The organism is Falsiroseomonas sp., from assembly GCF_051859025.1.
Classification (GTDB): Bacteria; Pseudomonadota; Alphaproteobacteria; order Acetobacterales; family Acetobacteraceae; genus Falsiroseomonas.
This window is the reverse complement of record NZ_JBHYGL010000039.1, coordinates 244,507-263,970: the sequence shown is the minus strand read 5'-3', so window position 1 is coordinate 263,970 and position 19,464 is coordinate 244,507. Positions and strand designations below refer to the sequence as shown.

The window sequence follows — 19,464 nt, the reverse complement described above, 5'->3', positions numbered from 1 at the left end:
GATCGCCTGCCCCTGCGCGCTGGTCATCTCGGTGCCGGCGGCGATGGCCTCGGGCCTGTCGGCCGGCGCGCGGCGCGGCCTGCTGATCAAGGGCGGCGCGGCGCTGGAGGCGATCGGCAGCGCGAAGACCGTCGCCTTCGACAAGACCGGCACGCTGACCGAAGGCCGCCCGCGCGTCACCGACGTGCTGCCGGCCGAGGGTCGCACGGTGGAGGCGGTGCTCGCCCTCGCCGCGGCGGTCGAGCAGGGCTCCTCCCACCCGCTCGCCAAGGCGATCCTGGCGGAAGCGGCCGCGCGCGGCGTCGAGGCGCCGGCCGCCGAGGCGCAGTCGGCGATTCCGGGCCGCGCCGTGGCCGGCACGGTCGGCGGCGTGCCGGTCAGCATCGGCAGCCCGCGCCATGCGCGCGAGTCCAATGCCGCGCTCGGTACGCTGGAGGCCGAGCTGGAGCGGCTCCAGGGCGAAGGCAAGACGGTGTCGGTCGTGCTGGCCGGCGGCGCAGTGGCCGCGCTGGTCGCGCTGCGCGACGAACCACGCGCGGATGCCGCGGCCGGCATCGCGGCTATCACCAAGCTCGGCGTGCGACCGGTGATGCTGACTGGCGACAACCGCCGCACCGGGGAGGCGATCGCCATCTCGCTCGGCCTCGACGCCAAGGCGGAACTGCTGCCCGACGACAAGCTGCGCGAGATCGGCAAGCTGCGCGAGCGCGGCGCGGTGGTGATGGTGGGCGACGGCATCAACGACGCGCCGGCGCTGGCGGCGGCCGATGTCGGAGTGGCGATGGGCGGCGGCACCGATGTCGCGCTGGAAACCGCCGACGCCGCCGTGCTGAAGGATCGCGTGACGGGGGTGGCCGAACTCGTCTCCCTGTCGCGCGCGACCATGGCGAATGTGAAGCAGAACGTCGCCGTCGCCATCGGGCTGAAGGCGGTGTTCCTGGTCACCACGATGCTCGGCATCACCGGGCTGTGGCCGGCCATCATGGCGGATACCGGTGCCACGGTTCTGGTGACGCTGAATGCGCTCAGGCTGCTGCGCTGGACGCCTGCCGGACCCAAGGATGCTGCCTGATGTCCTTGGTGGTGGAACCCTGTGTGCCGCAGAACAGCGCACAGGCGACCGCATGACGCCCGACAGCATCACCGGGCGGCGCTGGCTGATGCCCGCTGTCCTCCTTGCGTGGCGCCTGATCCTTTCAGGCCCGGCCGCGGCCCAGGATGTTCAGGCGGGCGACCTGGTCCTGACCGGAGCCTGGGCGAAGGCCGCCGACAACGACCAGCGCGTGTCCTTCGGCTTCGTGACGATCCGCAACCGGGGCCGTGAGGCAGAGAGGCTGCTCTCCGCCACGTCGGCCGGCGCGGCCGCCGTCGAACTGCGCGCACCAGACCCGTCCGCATCCGGCGGCGCGCGCACCGTCACCGAGGGCTTCGTCATCCCTGCCGGTGACGTCGCCGCCCTGGAGCCCGGCGGACGGCACCTTCTGCTGCGCGACCTGCAGGTACCGCTCGCGCTCGGCGACGAAATCCGCGTCACGCTGCGCTTCGAACGCGCGGGCGCGGTGGTCCTGCCGCTTCGCGCGCATTGGCACTGACGATGCCAGGGCCGTGGCCGCAGGACCGCGCCAGTTTGGACCTTGCCCTGAAACGACGGCGCGCGCGCTCGCGCGCCTTGCTGGTTGTCCTGCTTGGCCTCGCTGCCCTGTTCTACGCCGTCTCGATGGTGCGCTTTCCAAAGGGAGGTCGCCCGGCGCCTGAACCGACACGGCAGACCGCGCCGTGACGGGCCTCGTGCCGTCACGGGCGCCCGGCATGCCTCCCGCAGGGTGCGGCCCGGCAATCAGGGGCATGGCTGCGGTTACTCGAGTGAAGCCAGCCCCACGGCCGATCCGTGGCATCGCGCAGCGCCTGGCCTGGGGTGGCGCGTCCCTCGGTCTCGGTGCGCTCAGCGCGATCGCGCTGGCGCCGCTGCATGTCGCGCCCGCTGGCGTGGCGGCCTTCGGCGGCCTGTGGTTCCTGCTTGAGCGGACGGCGTCCCTGCGCGGCGCCTTCGTGCTCGGCTGGCTGTTCGGCTTGGGATCGTTCCTGGTCGGCCTGTCCTGGATCACCGAGGCCTTCAGCGTTGATGCGGCACGCTTCGGTGCGCTGGCGCTGCCGGCGCTGGCTGCGCTCAGCGCCGGCCTCGCGCTGTTCCCCGCAGTCTCGGTCGCCGCGGCGCGACTGCTGGCGGGCCGCGCGGGCGGCGTGCCGCTCGCCTTGGCGCTGGCCGCGTGCTGGGTCGCGGGCGAATGGGTGCGCGGCATGGTGCTGACCGGCTTTCCGTGGAACATCGCCGGCCATGCCTGGGGCGCCAGCGATGCTGGGGTTCAGGCGGCGGCGCTGGTCGGCATCCATGGCCTTGGGCTGTTGGCCGTGCTCGCCGCCGTGCTGGCGGGCGTGGCGGTGCGGCAGCGACGTGTCCGGCCCGCGCTGGCCGCGACGGTCATCATCGCCCTGCCCTGGGCCTGGGGCATGGCGAGGCTCGCCGATGCGATGCCTGCGGACGCGCCAGGCATTCGGCTGCGCCTGGTGCAGCCCAACATCGCGCAGGACCTGAAATGGGTCGAGGGCGAGCGCGAGCGCATCCTCGGCCGGCTGCTGGCGCTCAGCGCCGCGCCTGCGGTGGATGGCGTGGCACCGACCCACATCATCTGGCCGGAAAGTGCCGTGCCCTACCTCCTCGCCGAATCGCCGGCGATCCGCGCGGAGGTCGCGCGCATCATCCCGCCGGGCGGCGCGCTGCTGACCGGCGCGGTGCGACGGACCATCGCGGACGATGGCGGCCCGGCGCTGCTCAACAGCCTGGTCGCGCTCGACGACGCCGGGGAGATCACCGCCGCCTACGACAAGATCCAGCTGGTGCCCTTCGGCGAATACCAGCCGTTCCGCAGGCTGCTCGCGGACCTGCCGAAGCTCACCGTGGGGACGGTAGACTTCATCCCCGGCCCGCCGCGCCAGCCGATGCGCGTCGCCGGCCTGCCGCCGCTCTGGCCGCTGATCTGCTACGAGGCGATCTTTCCCACCACGCTGCCGGCGCAGGGGCCGACGCCCGGCTGGATCCTGACAGTGACCAATGATGCCTGGTTCGGCACCTCCTGGGGCCCGTACCAGCATGCCCTTGCCGCCCGGCTGCGCGCCATCGAGCTCGGCCTGCCGCTGGTGCGCGCGGCGAACAGCGGCATCTCGCTGGTGACCGACGCGATGGGGCGCGAGCGCGCGCGGCTGCCGATGGCGACCGAGGGCGTGCTGGACCTGCCGCTGCCGGCGCCGCTGGCCGGCGGCACGCTTTATGCGCGCTTTGGCGACCTGCCTTTCGCGATAGGCGTCGCGGCGCTGGCGGGGCTCGCGCTGGCCGCAGGCCGGCGCGCATGACGATCGACCTCACCCTGTTCGGCCTGGTGCTGGCCTTCGGCGGCGGGCTGGTCTCCTTCCTGTCGCCCTGCGTGCTGCCGCTGGTGCCGGGCTATGTCGCCTGGGTGGCGGGGACGGACCTTGCGACCGCGCGCGCGGAACGCTGGCGGGCGCTGCGCCTGTCGGCCTTCTTTGTGCTCGGCTTCGGGCTGGTCTTCGTGCTGCTGGGGCTGGGGGCGACCGCCATCGGCGGGCTGCTGCGGCGCTGGTCCAACGAGCTGACCGTCGTCGCCGGCCTGCTGATCGCGGCGATGGGCCTCGTGCAGATGGGCCTGCTGCGCGTGGCACCTCTGATGCGCGACCTGCGCTTCAGGCCGCCGGGCGAGGGCGGCGGCCCGGTCTCCGCCACGCTGATCGGCGTCGCCTTCGGCTTCGGCTGGACGCCCTGCATCGGGCCGGTGCTGGCCGGCGTGTTGACGGCCGCGGCGCTGACACCCGGCGCCGGGGTCGGGCTGCTGGCCGCCTATGCGCTGGGCCTCGGCGTGCCGTTCCTGCTGGCGGCCTTCTACCTGCCGGCAGCGATGGCCCGTGCGCGGCGGCTCGGGCGGCTCGGGCGGATCCTGCAGGTCGCGAGCGGCGTCGTCATGCTCGCGGCCGGCCTGGCCATCGCAACCGGCGAGATGACCCGTCTCGCCATCTGGATCCTGGAGGCATTTCCATGGCTGGCTCGGCTGGGATGACGACGCCCGCCCCCCGCGCGCTGCGGCGCTTCGGCCTGATCGCGGCACCAATCGCAGCGTCCATCGACCAGGCGACCAAGGCCTGGGCGCTGGATGCGCTCTGGCCGCCCTACAGCGAGGGCATCACGCTGCTGCCGGTGCTGAACCTGCGGCTCGGCTTCAACACCGGCGTCACCTTCGGGATGTTCGCCGAAAGTGCCGCCGGCGCGGTCTGGCTGCTGGTCGGCATCAAGCTCGCCGTGGTCGCGTGGCTGCTGATGTGGCTGCGCCGCGCGGCTAACCGGACCGAGGCGACGGCGATCGGCCTCATCATCGGCGGCGCGCTCGGCAACATCCTCGACCGCCTGCGCATCGGCGCGGTCACCGACTTCATCGACGCGCATTACGGCGGCTGGCACTGGCCGACCTTCAACATGGCTGATGTCGCCATCGTCTGCGGCGTCACGCTACTGGTGCTCACCAGCTTCCGCGCGCCGTCGCCACAGGCGCAGCCCCAATGACCCTGATCCCTGAACCGGAGGAACTACCGATGTCCCACGCCACAACCCGCCGGGCGGCGCTCGCCGTCGCAATCTCCATTCCCGCGGCGGCCGCATTCGCCCAGGCGCCCGGGCCCCAGGCCTTCGAGCCGACGGCACCCGGCCCCGACACGCCGCGCCCCCTGCCGGGCGAGCGCATCATCGGCCGCGCCGACGCGCCGGTGGCGGTCATCGAGTACCACTCCCTGACCTGCGGCAATTGCGCGAACTTCCACACCACGATCTTTCCGCGCATCCGCACGACCTTCATCGAGCCGGGGCTGGTCCGATTCGTGATGCGCGACTTCCCGCTTGACCGCGTGGCGCTCGATGCGGCGGCGATGGTCCATTGCGGCGGACCGGAGCGCTACGAGGCGCTGATCTCGACGCTCTACGCGAACAAGGAGGCCTGGGCGCACAGCCCGGATGCGCGCACCTGGCTGCGCCGCGCCGGCACGCTCGCCGGGATCCCGGCGGCGCGGATCGACGCCTGCATGACCGACCGCGGCTTCACCGACCCGATCATCCTGATGCGGCTGCAGGGCGAGCGCGAGTCGGGCGTCAACGCGACCCCTTCCTTCGTGATCAACGGGCAGCTGCATCGCGGCGTGCAGAGCTTCGAGCGCTTCTCCGCGCTGATCCGCCCACTGCTGCCGCCGGGCGCGGCGCCCCGTGGCTGAGGCTCCGGGGTTGCCTTCCGGAGCGGGTCAAGGCACGGACCGCGCCATGATCCATCGTCCCTCCCTGATCCTCGGTCTCGCCTTCGTTCTCGGCACTGGGTCCGCCGCGCTCGCAGCCCCCTGTCCAGCGACCATGCCGGTCGCGGGCGAGTTCTCCTCGGGCTTCGGCTTGCGCCACGGCAGGCCTCATCCCGGCGTGGACATCCGCGCGCCGGTCGGCACGCCCGTGGTGGCGCCGAGCGACGGCGTGGTGGTCTTCGCCGGCCGCTACTACGACTACGGCCTGATGATCGAGATCGAGCACGCCGACGGCTCCCGCGCACGTTATGCCCACCTCGCGCGATTTGCGCCCGGTGTGGCGGCCGGGCGCCCGGTCGCGGCGGGCCAGGACCTGGGCGCGGTGGGGCGCACCGGCCGCACCACTGGGGCGAACCTGCATGTCGAGCTGCGCCGCGACGGTCGCGCGGAGAATCCCTGGCCCTGGCTGACCCGGCAGTCCTGCATCCCCCGCATCGAGGTCGCCGAGGCGCCCGCCCGGCGATGAGGACGGCCGCGATCTACGCCGCGGCGGCGCTGGCGGAGATCGCCGGCTGCTTCGCCTTCTGGGCGTGGCTGCGGCTTGGGCATTCAGCGGTGTGGGCAGTCGCAGGCGTCGCCGCCCTCGTGGCCTTCGCCTGGCTGTTGACGCTGGTCGAGGTCGCCGCCGCCGGGCGCGCCTTCGCGGCCTATGGCGGCATCTACGTCGCGGCCAGCCTGGTCTGGCTGCGCGTGGTCGAGGGCATTGCGCCTGATCGCTGGGACCTGACCGGCGGCGCGGTCGTGCTGGCCGGGGCCGCGATCATCGTCTGGGGGCCGCGCCCGGCATGAGGGACATCTGGCGTGCCTTGCGGGGCCCAATCTCAGCCCTGGTGCTGCTGGGCATGCTGGCGCGGCTGCTGGCGCCGCTGCCGGCCTTCGCGGCGATGGACCGGGCCGCCTTCGACGCGATGCTGCGCGCGACCCTGTGCCTGCCGTCCGGCCTGCCCGCGCCGGAGGCGCCCGAGCAGGCGCCGGATGCCACGGCCGTGACGCATTGCCCGCTTTGCCGCCTTCCCGATGCGGCGGATGCGCCGCCGCCGGCCCCACTCGTGCTGCCGATGCCGGCCTGGACGACGCTGGCCGCGCCCCGCGCCGCGGTGGCCGGCGCATCGCCCTTGCCGCCGGCGCGGGCGCCGCCGCCGGCCCGCGCACCGCCTGCCGCTCCGACCCTCGGCTGAAGCCCGCCCCGCCTGGCGCGGGGCTGTTCCATCCTTGTCGGAGTAATCCTTCCATGCGTCGCACCCTTCTGCACGCGGTCCTGATGACCGGCGCCGCCTTCGTCTCCCTGCCCTTCCTGGGCGCCCCGGTCGCCGCGCACGATTTCCGTGCCGGGGACCTGGCCATCGACCATCCCTGGACGCGCGCCGTCGGTGCCGCGGCGCCCACCGCCGCCGGCTACATGGTCATCCGCAACACCGGCGCCGCGCAGGATCGCCTGGTCGCCGCCGAGACGCCGCGCGCCGCGCGCGTCGAGATGCACGAGATGTCCGTCACTGACGGCATCATGCGCATGCGCCCGATTGCCGGCGGCATCCCGCTGCCGCCGGGCGGGGAGGTCCGGCTCGCGCCCGGCGGTCTGCACCTGATGCTGATCGGGCCGCAGGGCGGCTTCGAACAAGGCGCCCGCGTGCCGGTGACACTGGTGTTCGAGCGCGCCGGGCGGATCACGGTCGAATTGGCCGTCGATGCGCCGGGCGCGCGCGGCACCGGGCCGCACCAGGGCCATTGAGGCGACAATGCTGCGCATCATCCGTTGGGTGGCCTGGGGCGCCGTTGGCGTCCTAGGCTTCCTGCTGCTGGCCACCACCGGCGGGTGGCTGGTCTCCGATGGCCCGCTGGCGCCGCCGCGCGGCGCGACCGGGCCACAAACGCTGTCGATCGGCGGCCCCTTCAGCCTGACCGACCACCGCGGCCGCGCGGTGACCGAGCGCGACTTCCGCGGCCGGCCGATGGCGGTATTCTTCGGCTTGACCTATTGCCCCGATGTCTGCCCGACCACGCTCACCGAGATGACGGGCTTCATCGAGGCGTTGGGGCCGGACGCGGATCGGATCCAGTGGGTTTTTGTCAGCGTGGATTCGGAACGCGACACGCCGCGGGCCATGGCCGCCTATCTGGAGGCGTTCGACCGGAGGATCGTTGGGCTCACCGGCACCGAGGCGCAGATCGCCGCGGCGGCGAACGGCTTCCGCGTGTTCTACCGCCGCGTTCCGCTGGAGGGCGGCGGATACACGATGGACCATTCGGCGAGTGTGTTCCTGCTCGATGCGGACGGGCGATTTGCCGGCACGATCGATCACAAGGAGAATGAGCGGGTGGCGTTTGAGAAGCTGCGGATGCTGATGGAGCCGGGATGAGTGCCCTTGGTGCGGGATCTCGGGGCGACACCTACGCTGTTTCTATCGGCTGCTACTGACGGTATGCCTGACGGTATTTCGCGATTTTCTGAGCAAAAAAACTCGATCAATCAGTATCTTGATTATCACGTTGACGATAGAGTGGGAGTGAGGCTCGCCACCTGGCGCTGCCGCGCGCCGGTGGAATCGTAGCGCAGCACGGTGGCGCGGGCGGCCTGGTGCGGTAGCGCCACGCCCCAGCGCGCGGCATGGGCGGCGGCGAAATCCTGCCGTTCCAGGGCCTCGCACCGGTCGATGTGATTGAGCAGGCGGCGTTCCGCCCGCTCGCTGCTGCCGGTGCGGCGGCGGAACAAGCGCCAGAGCATCAGCGCGTTCACCGCCCAGGCATCGTAGCTGTGTTCCCGCAGGCGCTGGCGCAGGCGCGGCGGCAGCGCGTCGAAGGCGGCCCAGTCATCGCCGGTGTAGCGGCGCCAGAGGCGGGGGCGTTCGGTGACATCGTTTGGCGAAGGCGGCTGCATTGTTATAACATAACAATTATGCCGCCGCGCTTCAACCGGGGCGGCGGCGCATCCAGGCGGCCAGGGACGTGACGGCGAAGGCGGCGGCCAGCAGCGTCGCGCTGGCGGGTTCCTGGATGAAGACGGACCAGTCGCCCCGGGCCAGGACGAGGGCGCGGCGCAGCGCTTCCTCGAAGGGGGCGGCCAGGGTGAAGCCGATCAGCAGGGGCGTCGGGTCCAGCCCGGCGCGGGACAGCGCCCATCCCAGCAAGGCGAAGCCCAGCAGCAGCCAGAGGTCGAAGACGCTGCCCGAACTGGCCCAGAGGCCGCCGCAGCACAGCACGATGACGATCGCGGCCAGCAGGCGCAGCGGCAGGCGCAGCAATGCGGCCCAGAGGCCGACGAAGGGCAGGTTCAGCGCCACCAGCATCGCGTTGCCGACCAGCATGGACAGGATGATGGCGCCCACCAAATCGGGCCGCTCCGCCACCACGCCGGGGCCGGGCGCGATGCCCTGCAGGAACATGGCCCCCGCCAGCACCGCCATCGCCGCATTGGCGGGCAGGCCGAGTGCCAGGAGGGGGGCGAAGGAGGTCTGGGCGGCGGCGTTGTTCGCGGCCTCCGGCGCCGCGACGCCGGCCATCTCGCCCTGGCCCCAGCTTCCCTGGCGGCGGAACAGGCCCCGCTCCGCCGCCTGCGCGGCCAGCGCGGCCAGCAGGGTGGAGGCGCCGGGCAGCAGGCCGATGGCGCTGCCGATGACGCTGCCGCGCAGCGCCGGGCCGGCGGCGGCGCTCACATCGCGGCAAGCGGGCCAGGGGCGGCCGACCGGCAGGGTACGCCGCGCGGCGCCGCCGGATTCAAGGGCGCGGATCAGTTCCGCCACGCCGAACAGGCCCATGGCCAGCGGGATGAAGCCGATGCCGTCGGCGAGTTCCGGGATGCCGAAGGTGAAGCGCGGCCGCCCGCCCGCGACATCCGTGCCGACCAGGCCCAGCAGCGCGCCGAAGGCGGCCAAGGCCCAGGCCGCCAGCAGCGGCGCCGGGGAAAGGGCGACGGCCGCGGCGATGCCCAGCAGCATCAGCGCCGCGGTCTCCGCCGGGCCGAAGGCGATGGCGAAGCGCGCCAGGGGCGCCAGCAGCAGCGCCAGGACCAGCGCCGCGATGACGCCGCCGAGCAGGGAGGCGAGGGCGGCGATGCCGAGCGCCGGCCCCGCCCGCCCGGCGCGGGCCAGCAAATGGCCCTCCTGCGCGGTGACGATGCCGGAAGCCTCGCCGGGGACGCGCAGCAGGATGGCGGTGGTGGAGGAGCCGTACTGCGCGCCGTAGTAGATGCCGGCCAGCATGATGAGGGCACCCGCCGGCGCCAGGGCGAAGGTGACGGGCAGCAGCAGCGCGATGGTCGCCACAGGCCCGAGGCCCGGCAGCACGCCGACCAGCGTGCCCAGCGCCACGCCCGCCAGGCAGAGCAGCAGGTTGCCCGGCAGCAGCGCGGGACCGAGCCCCGCGCCCAGCATCGCCAGTGCCTCCGTCATCGCGCGCCGAGGGCCGGGGTGGGAAGGCCGAGGCCGCCGAGGAACAGCGCGGTGGCGGCCAGGGCCAGGGCACCGCCGCCCGCCAGGATCGCCATCGGCCGCAGCCCCCCGGCGGCGGCGAGGGCGAGGCTTCCCGCCGCCCAGGATGCCGGCAGGAATCCCGCGGAGGGCAGCAGCAGCGCGAAGCCCGCCACCGCCAGGCACAGCATGAGCCCGGCCCTCGCGCCGCCCGGCCCCGCCGGGGTTGGCCCGCGCGCCGTGCCGGCGTGCAGCAGGCCGAGCCCTGTCAACGATGCGGCCAGCAGCGCCGGCACGAAGCCCGGCCCCGGCCGGCCGGAGGGCAGGCGGAAGGGCTGGCCGAGCGCGACCGCCAGGCACGCCGCGCCGATGGCGGCCAGCACCAGGCCGGGGGCCATGGTTCGGCCGCGAATGCGAATGAGTTGCAAAATGCTCATGCGCCGCTCATATCGCGTCCAGCACATCCCTGGGAGTCCCCCCTCATGCCTTCGCGTCGCGCCCTGTTCCTTGCCGCAGCCTCGGCCCTGCCGCTGGTCCCGCGCTCCGCACGGGCCGATTCCTGGCCGAGCCAGCCGATCCGCCTCGTCGTCGCCTCCGCCGCCGGCGGCAATGCCGATGTGGTCGCGCGGCTGGTGGCGAATGCGCTGGAGCCGCGGATCGGCCAGCGCATCCTGGTGGAGAATCTGGCCGCGGCATCAGGCATGCGGGCGACGGAGGCGGTGGCGCGGGAGGCGCCGGATGGGCATAGCTGGCTGGTCGGCACGTCTTCCCAACTCGTGCACAACATCGCGCTGTTCGACCCGATGCCGGTGGACATCGCGCGGGCCCTGCGCGGCGTGGCGATGATCAATGAATCGCCGGGCGTGCTGGTGGTGAAGGCGGATCATCCGGCGCGGGATCTGGCGGATTTCATCGCCCGCGCGAAGGCGGCCCCGGGTTCCTTCGTGATGGGCAGCGGGCCGGCGGGGACCACCACCCACATCATGGGGCTGCATTTCGCGGAGCGTGCCGGCATTCGGCTGGAGCACCTGCCGTATCCCGCCGGCAGCCAGGCGATGCGCGACATCCTGGGCGGGCGCGTGACCGCGATGTTCGACATCGCGGTGACGGCCCTGCCGCAGATCCGCGGCGGCGCGGTGCGGGGGCTTGGCGTTTCCTCCCCCGAACGGCTGGCCGCGGCGCCTGAACTGCCGACGCTGGTGGAGGGTGGGCTGCGGGACTTCGTTGCCGGCACCTGGAATTCCATCGCCCTGCCGGCGGGCACGCCCGATGTCGTGGTGGCGCGTGTGAATGCCCTGGTGAATGAGGTGGTGCAGGCGCCGGCGATGCGGGCGCGGCTTGCCGAGCTGGGTGGCTTCGTGCCGGCGGCGATGACGCCGGCGGAGGTCGATGCCTATGTCGCGCGGGAAAGGGCGCTGTGGATCCCGGTGGTCCGCGCCACGGGGGCGCGGGCCAGCTGAGGGGAGGTGGCGCGGGCGCCGCGTGGCGCCCGCGCCGGCCGGGCTACTTCGCCACCGCCACGCCGCCGCGGGTCTTCCACAGCGACCAGGCGATGCCGGCCGCCAGGATCACGAAGGTGATCGACAGGGACAGCGAAGGCGGGAACTTGCCCGTCTCCGGGAAGACGAAGTCGGCCACGAAGATCTTCGACCCGATGAAGACCAGCAGCACCGACAGCGCGTACTTCAGGTAATGGAAGCGGTGCACCATGGCGGCGAGGGCGAAGTACAGCGCCCGCAGGCCGAGGATGGCGAAGATGTTGGAGGTGTAGACGATGAACGGGTCTGTCGTGATGGCGAAGATCGCCGGCACGCTGTCCACCGCGAAGATCACGTCCGCGACCTCCACCAGCACCAGCGCCAGGAAGAGCGGCGTCATGAACCAGGTGGCCTTGCCGGTCGTCGGGTGCGGCTGGCGGACCCAGAACTTCTCCCCGTGCATCTCATTCGTCACGTTGAAGCGGCGGCGCATGAAGGTCAGCAGCGGGTTGTTCGCGATGTCCGGCTTCGCATCCGCCATCACCCACATCTTGATGCCGGTGAAGATCAGGAAGGCCGCGAAGATGTAGAGCACCCAGGAGAACTGGGCGACGATGGTGGCGCCGAGCCCGATCATGATCGCGCGCAGCACGATGACGCCGAGGATGCCCCAGAACAGCACCCGGTGCTGGTAGATCCGCGGCACGGCGAAGTAGGTGAAGATCATCGCGATGACGAAGACATTGTCCATCGCCAGCGTCTTCTCGACGATGAAGCCGGTCCAGTAGAGGGTCGCGGCCTCCGCCCCGCCAAGGCCGACGCCTTCAGGCTTCAAATTGTCGAAGCTCCACCAGACCCAGAAGCCGAAGGCGAGGCCGAGGCCGATATAGACGGCGGAGAGCACCAGGCTCTCCTTCACCTCGATCTCACGCGCTTCCCGGTGCAGGATTCCGAGGTCGAGCACGAGCAGCGTCATGACGACGCCGATGAAGACAAGCCACATCCAGACGGGCGTGGCGAGGAAGGTTCCTGTCAGGAACTCGAACATGGGGGACTCCAAGGGGGGGTTGTCCGGGGGTGGCGGTCGGGGGCGGCGTCAGCCGGCGGGCGGGGGGCGCGCCAGGTGGTCGCGCAGCAGCGCCATGTTGCGGCGGTTGGCGCGGAGGAAGATGTCCGCCGTCCAGCCCAGCAGCGGCACCGCGCCGATCGCGGCATCCAGCGCGACGTTGCCCGCCATGCGGAGCAGCACCGGGCGCGGCACGCCGAGGCGCGCGGCTTCCAGGATGAGCCAGGCGGAGACGCCCTTGGACACCAGCGGCCCGACGACCGGCAGCAGGTTGGAGGCTGCGTCAGCGCCGAAGCGGAAGGAGGTGCCGGGCACGCGCAGCGCGCTGTCGAGCATCCAGGCCAGGCGGTCGAGGCGCGCGAGCGCGGCGTCGTCCCGGTGGGCGAACGGATCGACGGACGGGTCGCGTGAAGGCGACATCGGCATCTCCCAGGTGCAGGCCGCGTGTTGCGGCCTTCAGATGGAAGGTGTCCGACATGACGGCGCCATCGCCGCCAGAGGGGCCCGGACCCCCAGCAGGCGGCAGATGGATCGCCGCCGCCCCGGTTTCAAGATGGAGAAATGTTCATGCGCGCCGGCCCGCCGCCGCGCTGGGGTTGGCTATGCGCCGGCTTCTGGCGGGTGCTCCATGGCGCGGCGACCGCGGGCCATGGGGGCCGACGCGGCGGAGACGGCCCATGACCAACCCCGACATCTACCGCATCCCGAGCCGGAAACTGCCCAGCAAATCCGCGGTCTCGGTCTATCGGCTGCCGGGTGGGGGCGGGTTCCTCTGGGCGGTCGCCGTTTCCCCGGACCGCACGCAGGACATCAGGGCGCAGACGCGCGGCACGCTGGCGGTGCTGGATGGCTACCTGGCCGATGCGGGGGTGGATCGGACCCGGATCGTGAAGGCAGAGGTCGTGGTGACGGACCATGACAACAAGCCGGCCTTCGACGAGGTCTGGGCTGCCTGGATGCCGGACGGCCAGGGGCCGGTGCGGTCCTTCGTGGAATCGCGGATGCCGGAGGGCGATCTGATCGAGATCATCATCACCGCCGCCCTGCCGGCCTGATCGCCGACGCACAGGCCGAACCATGGATTTGACCCTGCCGCGCTGCCGCTGGGCCGCCTCCGACCCCATGATGGCGCAGTACCACGACACCGAATGGGGCGTGCCGGTCCGCGATTCCCGCGCCTTGTGGGAGACGCTGATGCTGGAGGGGTTCCAGGCCGGCCTGTCCTGGCAGGTGATCCTGCGCAAGCGGGAGGCCTTCCGCGCGGGCTTCGCGGGGTTCGATCCCGTCCGCGTCGCGGCCTTCGGGGAAGCCGACATCCTGCGCCTGCTGGCGGACCCCGGCATCGTGCGGTCCCGCGCCAAGATCGAGGCGACGATCGGCGGCGCGCGGGTGTTCAACGCCATGCTGGCGGCGGGCGAGGATTTTGCCCAGTGGTGCTGGTCCTTCACGGGCGGCGGCACCATCCGGGGCGATGGCGTATCCACCACCACGCCGCTGGCGGAGGCGGTATCGAAGGCACTCAAGAAGCGGGGGTTCAAATTCGTCGGCCCCACCATCGTCCATGCCTGGATGCAGGCGGTGGGGATGGTGGATGACCATCATCCCGATTGCTTCCGGCACCGTACCGGCTGATCCTGGCGCCATGCGCCACATCCTCGCCTGCCTGCTGCTGGTCGCGCTGCCCGTCCGGGCGCAGGAGGCGCTGGGCCTGGCGCCCGGGCATACGCTGCGCTTCTACGCCGCGCCCTCGGCGGAGGCGGCGGTCACGCGGTCCTACGCCGTGACGCTGGCGGCGGGGGATTGGCTGGCGATCACGGCGCCGGCCGCGCAGGTGAAGGGCGCGGCGACGGAACCGGCGATCGAGGTCTCGGGCCCCGGCGGCTTCGCGGCGCGCGACCATGGGCGGGTGGTAATGCGCGCGGCGCAGGCGGGCGACTATCGGCTGGGGGTGCGGGATTTCCACTCGCTCTCGCTGTCCCGCTACCCGGCGGGGCATCCGATGGTGGATCCGGGGCTCTCGCCATCCGATGTGCGGGTGGATGGAAGGCCGCTGCGGGCCACGCCGGCCATCACGGCGGAACCGATGGATCCGCGCTATGACGACGTGCCCCCGCCCTCCGGCTGGCCGGCGCGGCTGGCGGTAGCGGTGGGGGAGGGGTTCACGCTGCACCTCTATCGCCGCGACGCGATGCGGCAGATGGAATTGTGGCCGGCGGACCCGGTGCCGGTGGTGGCGGCGCTGCTGCGGGGCGCGGCGCCGATCGAGGCCCGCACCGACCTGCCGCTGTTCCCGCAGGGCAATGCCAGTGTCGCCTTCGCCGCGCAGGCGGAACGGCGGCGCGGGCCCTGCATGGACTGGCTGCGCTATGTCGCCTTCCATACCCAGGAAAGCGCCTGGCCCTTCGACCGGCTGGCCTATGTGGCGCTGGGCCTGAGCCGGGATGGCCGGTATTTCGCGACCGCCCTGGCGGATACCCGGCCCAGCCCCGGAAGGGGCGACCCGGCGGAGGCGCAGGACGGCACCAACCCCGGCTATGAGGCCGCGCTGCGGGCGCGCATCGCGGCGGACCCGGCGGCGCTGAACCCCCGGCTCTCCGCGCTGGATGCGGTGCTGCAGAGCCTTTCCTTTCCCTGTGGCGTGCCGTGACGGTCCTTGTCATCGGGGGGCACGGGCTGATCGGTGGCGCCATCGTCGCGGCGCTGCTGGCGGCGGGGCATGGCGTGGCGGGCGCGGGGCGCGGCGTGACGCAGGCCGCGCGAAGGCAGCCCGCGGTGCGGTGGCACCGGATCGACATGGCCGATCCCGGCGCGGATTGGACGCCCGTGCTGCAAGGCGTGACGGCGGTGGTGAATTGCGCCGGCGCGTTGCAGGACGGGCCGGCGGACAGCCTGGCGGGGGTGCATGTGGCGGGGCTGGCGCGGCTGGTCTCGGCCTGCGAGGGCGCCGGGGTGCGGCGATTGGTGCAGGTCTCCGCGGCGGGGGTGGGAGAAAGCCCCGGGGCCTTCGGCGCCACCAAGCGGCAGGCGGAGGTGCTGCTGGCGGAGTCGCGGCTGGACTGGCTGGTGCTGCGGCCGGGGCTGGTGCTGGCGCCGGTGGCCTATGGCGGATCGGCGCTGCTGCGGGCGCTGGCGGCCTTCCCGCTGCTGGTGCCGGCGCTGCATCCCGGGCGCGTGGTGCAGGTGGTGGGGGCGGATGACATCGCGGCGGCGGTGATCGCGGCGCTGAGGCCGGGGGCGCCTTCCCGAGTCGCCATCGACCTGGTGGCCCCGGCGCCGACGACATTGGCGGAAATCCTGGCGGGGCTGCGCGGCTGGCTCGGCCTGGCGCCGGCGCCGGTGGTGGCGGTGCCGGGCGTGGTGGCGGCGATGGGCGCGCGGCTGGCGGATGGGCTCGCCTGGCTCGGATGGCGGAGCCCGATGCGATCGACCTCCCTCGCGCAGCTGGAAGCGGGGGTGCGGGGCGACGGGGCCGCGGCGGTGGCGCTGCTGGGGCGCCCGGTGCGGGGGCTGGAGGCGTGGCTGGCGGCGCATCCCGCGGGGGTGCAGGAGGCCTGGTTCGCCCGGCTGTACCTGTTGAAGCCCGCGGTGATCGGGGTGCTGGCGCTGTTCTGGCTGGTCTCCGGCCTGGTCGGGCTGCTGCGGCCGGCGGAGGCTGCCGCCGTGCTGGCGGTGGCGGGGTTCACGCCGGGGGCGGCCTGGGCGGCGGTGCTGGGCGGCAGCCTGGCCGACATCGCGCTCGGCCTGATGGCGATGCACCGGCGCAGCGTGCGGATCGCCTTCTGGGGGATGATGGCGGTGACAGGGGCCTACCTGGCCGGGGCGACGCTGTGGCGGCCGGATTTGTGGCTGGACCCGTTGGGCGTGCTGGTGAAGACGCTGCCGGCGGCGGTTCTGGCGGTGGTCGGCCTGGCGCTGCTGGACGACCGATGAGCCTGTTCCTGGCCGTGAAGATCCTGCACGTGATCGGCGCCGCGGTGCTGATGGGCACGGGGGCGGGGATCGCCTTCTTCATGCTGATGGCGCATCGCGCGGGCGATCCGCGCATCATCGCGCATACCGCTGGCGTCGTCGTGGTGGCGGATACGATCTTCACGGCGACGGCGGTGGTGGCGCAGCCCGTGACGGGCGTGGCGCTGGCCTGGATGGCGGGGCATTCCCTGGCCGATCCCTGGCTGCTGGCCAGCATCGCGCTGTATGTGCTGACCGGCCTGTTCTGGCTGCCGGTGGTCTGGATGCAGTGGCGGATGCGCAACCTGGCGCGGGATGCGGTGGCTTCGGGCATGGCGTTGGCCCCCGAATACCACCGGCTGTTCCGCGCCTGGTTCGCCTGCGGCTTCCCGGCCTTCGCGGCGGTGCTGGGCATCATCGTGCTGATGGTGGCAAAGCCCGGTTTCTGAGGAGACCCAGCATGACCGATTCCCCCGCCGTCACCATCCACGGCATCAGGAACTGCGACACGATGAAGAAGGCGCGCGCCTGGCTGGAGGAAGCCGGGATCGCGCACCGTTTCCGCGACTACAAGGCGGACCCGCCGCGGCGGGAGGAGGTCGAGGGCTGGGCGGCGAAGGCGGGGTGGGAGGCGCTTCTGAACCGCGCCGGCACCACCTTCCGCAAGCTGCCGGAGGCGGAGCGGGACGGGATCGACCAGCCGCGCGCCATCGCGCTGATGCTGGCGCAGCCTTCCGTCATCAAGCGGCCGGTGTTGGTGGTGGGGGATCGGGTGCTGGTGGGGTTCTCCGCCGATGCCTATCGCATGGCGCTGGCGTAGCCCCTTTTCGGGGCAGTCGCGCCGCGGGCGGGCAGAAAGGGCGCATCAGGCCCTTGCCCGCCGCGCAAGGCCCAATGACACTGAGTTGACCGCCGGTGCCGACCGGCGTTCCACGACAGGGTTCTTGGGAGAACTTCACGAATGAACATCACGAAGATGGGCGCCGCCCTTGGCGCCGCGATGCTGGGTGCGCTGACCGTTGCCCCTGCCATGGCGCAGCCGGCGGCCTCGGCCGACACGGTCGCCGCGATCCGCGCCCGCGGGCAGCTTGTCTGCTCCCACGCGCCGTCCACCGTCGGCTTCTCGCTGCCGGACAGCCAGGGCAATTGGCGCGGTATCGATGTGGATTACTGCCGCGCCGTCGCGGCCGCGATCCTGGGCGATGGCAACCGCATCCGCGTCATCCCCTCCTCCACCCAGCAGCGCTTCACCATGCTGCAATCCGGTGAGATCGACCTGCTGGTGCGCAGCACCACCTGGACGCTGGCGCGCGAAGCCTCGCTGGGCTTCGAATTCGCCGCTATCAACGTCTATGACGGCCAGGGCTTCATGGTGCACCGCGACGCGGGCGTGACCTCCGCCCGCCAGCTGGATGGCGCGACGGTCTGCGTGCAGCCCGGCACGACGACCGAGCTGAACATGGCGGACTTCTTCCGCTCCAACCGCCTGCGCTTCACGCCGGTGGTGATCGAGAGCATCGAGGAAATCCGCAACGCCTTCATCTCCCGCCGCTGCGACGCCTACACGAACGACGCGTCGTCGCTGGCATCCTTCGCGGCTAGCCAGGGGGCGAATGCGAACCGCTACCTGCTGCTGCCGGAGATCATCAGCAAGGAACCGCTGGGGCCGGTGGTGCGGAAGGGCGATTTCCGCTTCTTCGACATCGTGCGCTGGACGCACTTCGCGATGGTGACGGCGGAGGAATTCGGCATCACCCAGGCGAATATCGACACCTTCGCGAACAGCAACAACCCCGACATCCAGCGCTTCATGGGCCGCACCGGCGACCTCGGCCGGATGCTGGGGCTGGAGAATGACTGGGCGGTGAAGATCATCCGCGCGGTCGGCAATTACGGCGAGGTGTGGGAGCGCAACATGACGCCGATCGGCTTCCCGCGCGGCATCAACAACCTCTGGACGCGCGGTGGCCTGCAATACGCGCCGCCGATGCGCTGAGCAGCGGCGGGGGGTAGGCTCTGGCCTGCCATCCATGGGCTTCCGGGGGCGGCGGGTGACCGCCGCCCCCTTCTTCATTCGGGGATCATGAGCATGAAGCGACTTCTTGCCGGCGCGGTGGCGCTGCTGGCTTCCGCGCTGCCGGCCCTGGCGCAGGCACCCGCCGCGCCGGCCGATACCGTCGCCGCCATCCGCGCCCGCGGCCAGGTGGCCTGCGGCGTGACGCCGAACACCATCGGCTTCGCGTCGCCCGACAGCCGCGGCGTGTTCCGGGGCCTCGATGCCGATTACTGCCGCGCGGTCGCGGCCGCGGTGCTGGGCGATGCGGAGAAGGTCCGCTTCGTGCCGCTATCCGCGCAGCAGCGCTTCACGGCGTTGCAGGCCGGGGAGATCGACCTGCTGGTGCGCGCCACGACCTGGACGCTGTCGCGGGAAGCGCAGCTCGGCCTGGTCTTCGCCGGCGTCAACTACTACGACGGCAACGGCTTCATGGTGCGCCGGAGCCTGGGCGTCACCTCCGCCGCGCAGCTGGATGGGGCGAGCGTCTGCCTCCAGGCGGGATCGACCACGGAGCTGAACGTGGCGGATTACTTCCGCGCCAACCGGATGCGGCTGCAGCCCGTGCTGTTCGACAATATCGAGGAGATCCGCTCCTCCTTCGTCGCGGGGCGCTGCGATGCCTATTCCTCGGATACCTCGACCCTCGCGGCCTTCCGCGCCGGGCAGGGGGCGCAGGCCGGGGAGTTCATCCTGCTGCCTGAAGTGATCTCCAAGGAACCGCTGGGGCCGGTGGTGCGGAAGGGCGATTTCCGCTGGTTCGATATCGTGCGCTGGACGCATTTCGCGCTGGTGACGGCGGAGGAATTCGGCATCACCCAGGCCAATGTCGACAGCTTCGCCACCAGCACCAACCCCGACATCCAGCGCTTCATGGGGCGCACCGGCGACCTCGGCCGGATGATGGGGCTGGAGAATGACTGGGCGGCGCGCGTGGTGCGCAGCGTCGGCAATTTCGGCGAGGTGTGGGACCGGCATGTCACGCCGCTCGGCACGCAGCGGGGGATCAACAACCTCTGGACGCGGGGCGGGCTGCAATACGCGCCCCCGATGCGGTGATCCGCGCGCGATAGGCGTGACAACAGGGCCGGCGTGACGATGGGGCCGGCGGCG

The 19,464-nt window shown here is 72.2% G+C and carries 25 protein-coding genes; 20 read left to right on the top strand and 5 right to left on the bottom strand.

What is annotated here, in order from left to right; translation table 11 throughout:
• The 11 genes from ACTIE5_RS27195 to ACTIE5_RS27145 all read left to right on the top strand — a co-directional run.
• Positions 1 to 1,072 (top strand): heavy metal translocating P-type ATPase (locus tag ACTIE5_RS27195; protein WP_439552873.1); only part of this gene is annotated, 1,072 nt, incomplete at its 5' end.
• Between the two features lie 52 nt (positions 1,073 to 1,124).
• A complete protein-coding gene (locus ACTIE5_RS27190) occupies positions 1,125 to 1,592 on the top strand; it encodes a copper chaperone PCu(A)C (RefSeq protein ID WP_439552872.1) in 468 nt (155 codons plus the stop codon).
• A gap of 271 nt (positions 1,593 to 1,863) precedes the next feature.
• Positions 1,864 to 3,408: an apolipoprotein N-acyltransferase gene (lnt, locus tag ACTIE5_RS27185; RefSeq protein ID WP_439552871.1), complete on the top strand. Its 1,545-nt coding sequence runs from the start codon at positions 1,864 to 1,866 to the stop codon at positions 3,406 to 3,408.
• Positions 3,405 to 4,127 (top strand): cytochrome c biogenesis CcdA family protein, encoded by a 723-nt coding sequence (locus ACTIE5_RS27180; protein WP_439552870.1) that lies wholly within the window; start codon positions 3,405 to 3,407, stop codon positions 4,125 to 4,127. Before lnt ends, ACTIE5_RS27180 begins: the two co-directional genes overlap by 4 nt.
• Entirely contained in the window at positions 4,106 to 4,627 is a 522-nt protein-coding gene (gene lspA / locus ACTIE5_RS27175; protein WP_439552869.1) for a signal peptidase II, read from the top strand. Before ACTIE5_RS27180 ends, lspA begins: the two co-directional genes overlap by 22 nt.
• Positions 4,628 to 4,656: 29 nt before the next feature.
• Entirely contained in the window at positions 4,657 to 5,325 is a 669-nt protein-coding gene (locus tag ACTIE5_RS27170) for a thioredoxin domain-containing protein (protein WP_439552868.1), read from the top strand.
• 46 nt (positions 5,326 to 5,371) lie between these two features.
• On the top strand, positions 5,372 to 5,869 hold the full coding sequence (locus ACTIE5_RS27165) for a M23 family metallopeptidase (protein WP_439552867.1): 498 nt from the start codon (positions 5,372 to 5,374) through the stop codon (positions 5,867 to 5,869).
• Positions 5,866 to 6,192, top strand: a complete 327-nt coding sequence (locus tag ACTIE5_RS27160) for a YnfA family protein (protein ID WP_439552866.1) — start codon at positions 5,866 to 5,868, stop codon at positions 6,190 to 6,192. Before ACTIE5_RS27165 ends, ACTIE5_RS27160 begins: the two co-directional genes overlap by 4 nt.
• Before the next feature lie 17 nt (positions 6,193 to 6,209).
• Positions 6,210 to 6,581 carry a DUF2946 family protein gene (locus tag ACTIE5_RS27155; protein ID WP_439552865.1) on the top strand — a complete coding sequence of 124 codons (372 nt, stop codon included), beginning with the start codon at positions 6,210 to 6,212 and terminating at the stop codon, positions 6,579 to 6,581.
• Between the two features lie 53 nt (positions 6,582 to 6,634).
• Positions 6,635 to 7,132: a copper chaperone PCu(A)C gene (locus ACTIE5_RS27150; protein ID WP_439552864.1), complete on the top strand. Its 498-nt coding sequence runs from the start codon at positions 6,635 to 6,637 to the stop codon at positions 7,130 to 7,132.
• Positions 7,133 to 7,139: 7 nt separating this feature from the next.
• On the top strand, positions 7,140 to 7,760 hold the full coding sequence (locus ACTIE5_RS27145) for an SCO family protein (RefSeq protein WP_439552863.1): 621 nt from the start codon (positions 7,140 to 7,142) through the stop codon (positions 7,758 to 7,760).
• A 125-nt stretch (positions 7,761 to 7,885) separates the two neighbouring features.
• Here the strand turns inward: ACTIE5_RS27145 and ACTIE5_RS27140 are convergent, their stop codons facing one another.
• The 3 genes from ACTIE5_RS27140 to ACTIE5_RS27130 are packed head-to-tail and all read right to left on the bottom strand — an operon-like array spanning position 7,886 to position 10,243.
• The gene (locus tag ACTIE5_RS27140) at positions 7,886 to 8,278 is read right to left on the bottom strand and encodes a DUF6525 family protein (protein WP_439552862.1); all 393 of its coding nucleotides are present in this window, start codon (positions 8,276 to 8,278) and stop codon (positions 7,886 to 7,888) included.
• A gap of 31 nt (positions 8,279 to 8,309) precedes the next feature.
• Positions 8,310 to 9,788 (bottom strand): tripartite tricarboxylate transporter permease, encoded by a 1,479-nt coding sequence (locus tag ACTIE5_RS27135; protein ID WP_439552861.1) that lies wholly within the window; start codon positions 9,786 to 9,788, stop codon positions 8,310 to 8,312.
• On the bottom strand, positions 9,785 to 10,243 hold the full coding sequence (locus ACTIE5_RS27130; protein WP_439552860.1) for a tripartite tricarboxylate transporter TctB family protein: 459 nt from the start codon (positions 10,241 to 10,243) through the stop codon (positions 9,785 to 9,787). Before ACTIE5_RS27130 ends, ACTIE5_RS27135 begins: the two co-directional genes overlap by 4 nt.
• Positions 10,244 to 10,288: 45 nt before the next feature.
• Between ACTIE5_RS27130 and ACTIE5_RS27125 the strand changes: the two genes are divergently transcribed.
• Entirely contained in the window at positions 10,289 to 11,266 is a 978-nt protein-coding gene (locus tag ACTIE5_RS27125) for a Bug family tripartite tricarboxylate transporter substrate binding protein (protein ID WP_439552859.1), read from the top strand.
• Between the two features lie 43 nt (positions 11,267 to 11,309).
• Here ACTIE5_RS27125 and ACTIE5_RS27120 read toward each other — a convergent pair whose 3' ends face one another.
• Both ACTIE5_RS27120 and ACTIE5_RS27115 read right to left on the bottom strand, forming a co-directional pair.
• On the bottom strand, positions 11,310 to 12,332 hold the full coding sequence (locus ACTIE5_RS27120) for a TerC family protein (protein WP_439552858.1): 1,023 nt from the start codon (positions 12,330 to 12,332) through the stop codon (positions 11,310 to 11,312).
• Positions 12,333 to 12,380: 48 nt separating this feature from the next.
• A complete protein-coding gene (locus ACTIE5_RS27115) occupies positions 12,381 to 12,770 on the bottom strand; it encodes a DUF4112 domain-containing protein (protein WP_439552857.1) in 390 nt (129 codons plus the stop codon).
• Between the two features lie 257 nt (positions 12,771 to 13,027).
• On the opposite strand from ACTIE5_RS27115, the gene ACTIE5_RS27110 reads away from it, so the two are divergent.
• From ACTIE5_RS27110 to ACTIE5_RS27075, 8 genes are all read left to right on the top strand, one after another.
• Positions 13,028 to 13,405, top strand: a complete 378-nt coding sequence (locus tag ACTIE5_RS27110) for a RidA family protein (RefSeq protein WP_439552856.1) — start codon at positions 13,028 to 13,030, stop codon at positions 13,403 to 13,405.
• Positions 13,406 to 13,427: 22 nt separating this feature from the next.
• Positions 13,428 to 13,982, top strand: coding sequence for a DNA-3-methyladenine glycosylase I (locus ACTIE5_RS27105; RefSeq protein ID WP_439552855.1), 555 nt, complete (start codon positions 13,428 to 13,430; stop codon positions 13,980 to 13,982).
• Positions 13,942 to 14,997 (top strand): hypothetical protein, encoded by a 1,056-nt coding sequence (locus tag ACTIE5_RS27100; protein ID WP_439552854.1) that lies wholly within the window; start codon positions 13,942 to 13,944, stop codon positions 14,995 to 14,997. The genes ACTIE5_RS27105 and ACTIE5_RS27100 overlap by 41 nt, the downstream gene beginning before the upstream one ends.
• Positions 14,994 to 16,280, top strand: a complete 1,287-nt coding sequence (locus ACTIE5_RS27095; RefSeq protein WP_439552853.1) for an SDR family oxidoreductase — start codon at positions 14,994 to 14,996, stop codon at positions 16,278 to 16,280. The genes ACTIE5_RS27100 and ACTIE5_RS27095 overlap by 4 nt, the downstream gene beginning before the upstream one ends.
• Entirely contained in the window at positions 16,277 to 16,747 is a 471-nt protein-coding gene (locus tag ACTIE5_RS27090; protein WP_439552852.1) for a DUF2269 family protein, read from the top strand. The genes ACTIE5_RS27095 and ACTIE5_RS27090 overlap by 4 nt, the downstream gene beginning before the upstream one ends.
• An 11-nt stretch (positions 16,748 to 16,758) precedes the next feature.
• Entirely contained in the window at positions 16,759 to 17,118 is a 360-nt protein-coding gene (locus ACTIE5_RS27085) for an ArsC family reductase (protein WP_439552851.1), read from the top strand.
• Between the two features lie 141 nt (positions 17,119 to 17,259).
• Complete coding sequence (locus ACTIE5_RS27080; protein ID WP_439552850.1) at positions 17,260 to 18,294, top strand: amino acid ABC transporter substrate-binding protein; 1,035 nt, start codon at positions 17,260 to 17,262, stop codon at positions 18,292 to 18,294.
• 87 nt (positions 18,295 to 18,381) lie between these two features.
• On the top strand, positions 18,382 to 19,410 hold the full coding sequence (locus tag ACTIE5_RS27075) for an amino acid ABC transporter substrate-binding protein (RefSeq protein WP_439552849.1): 1,029 nt from the start codon (positions 18,382 to 18,384) through the stop codon (positions 19,408 to 19,410).
• Positions 19,411 to 19,464 lie beyond the last annotated feature (54 nt).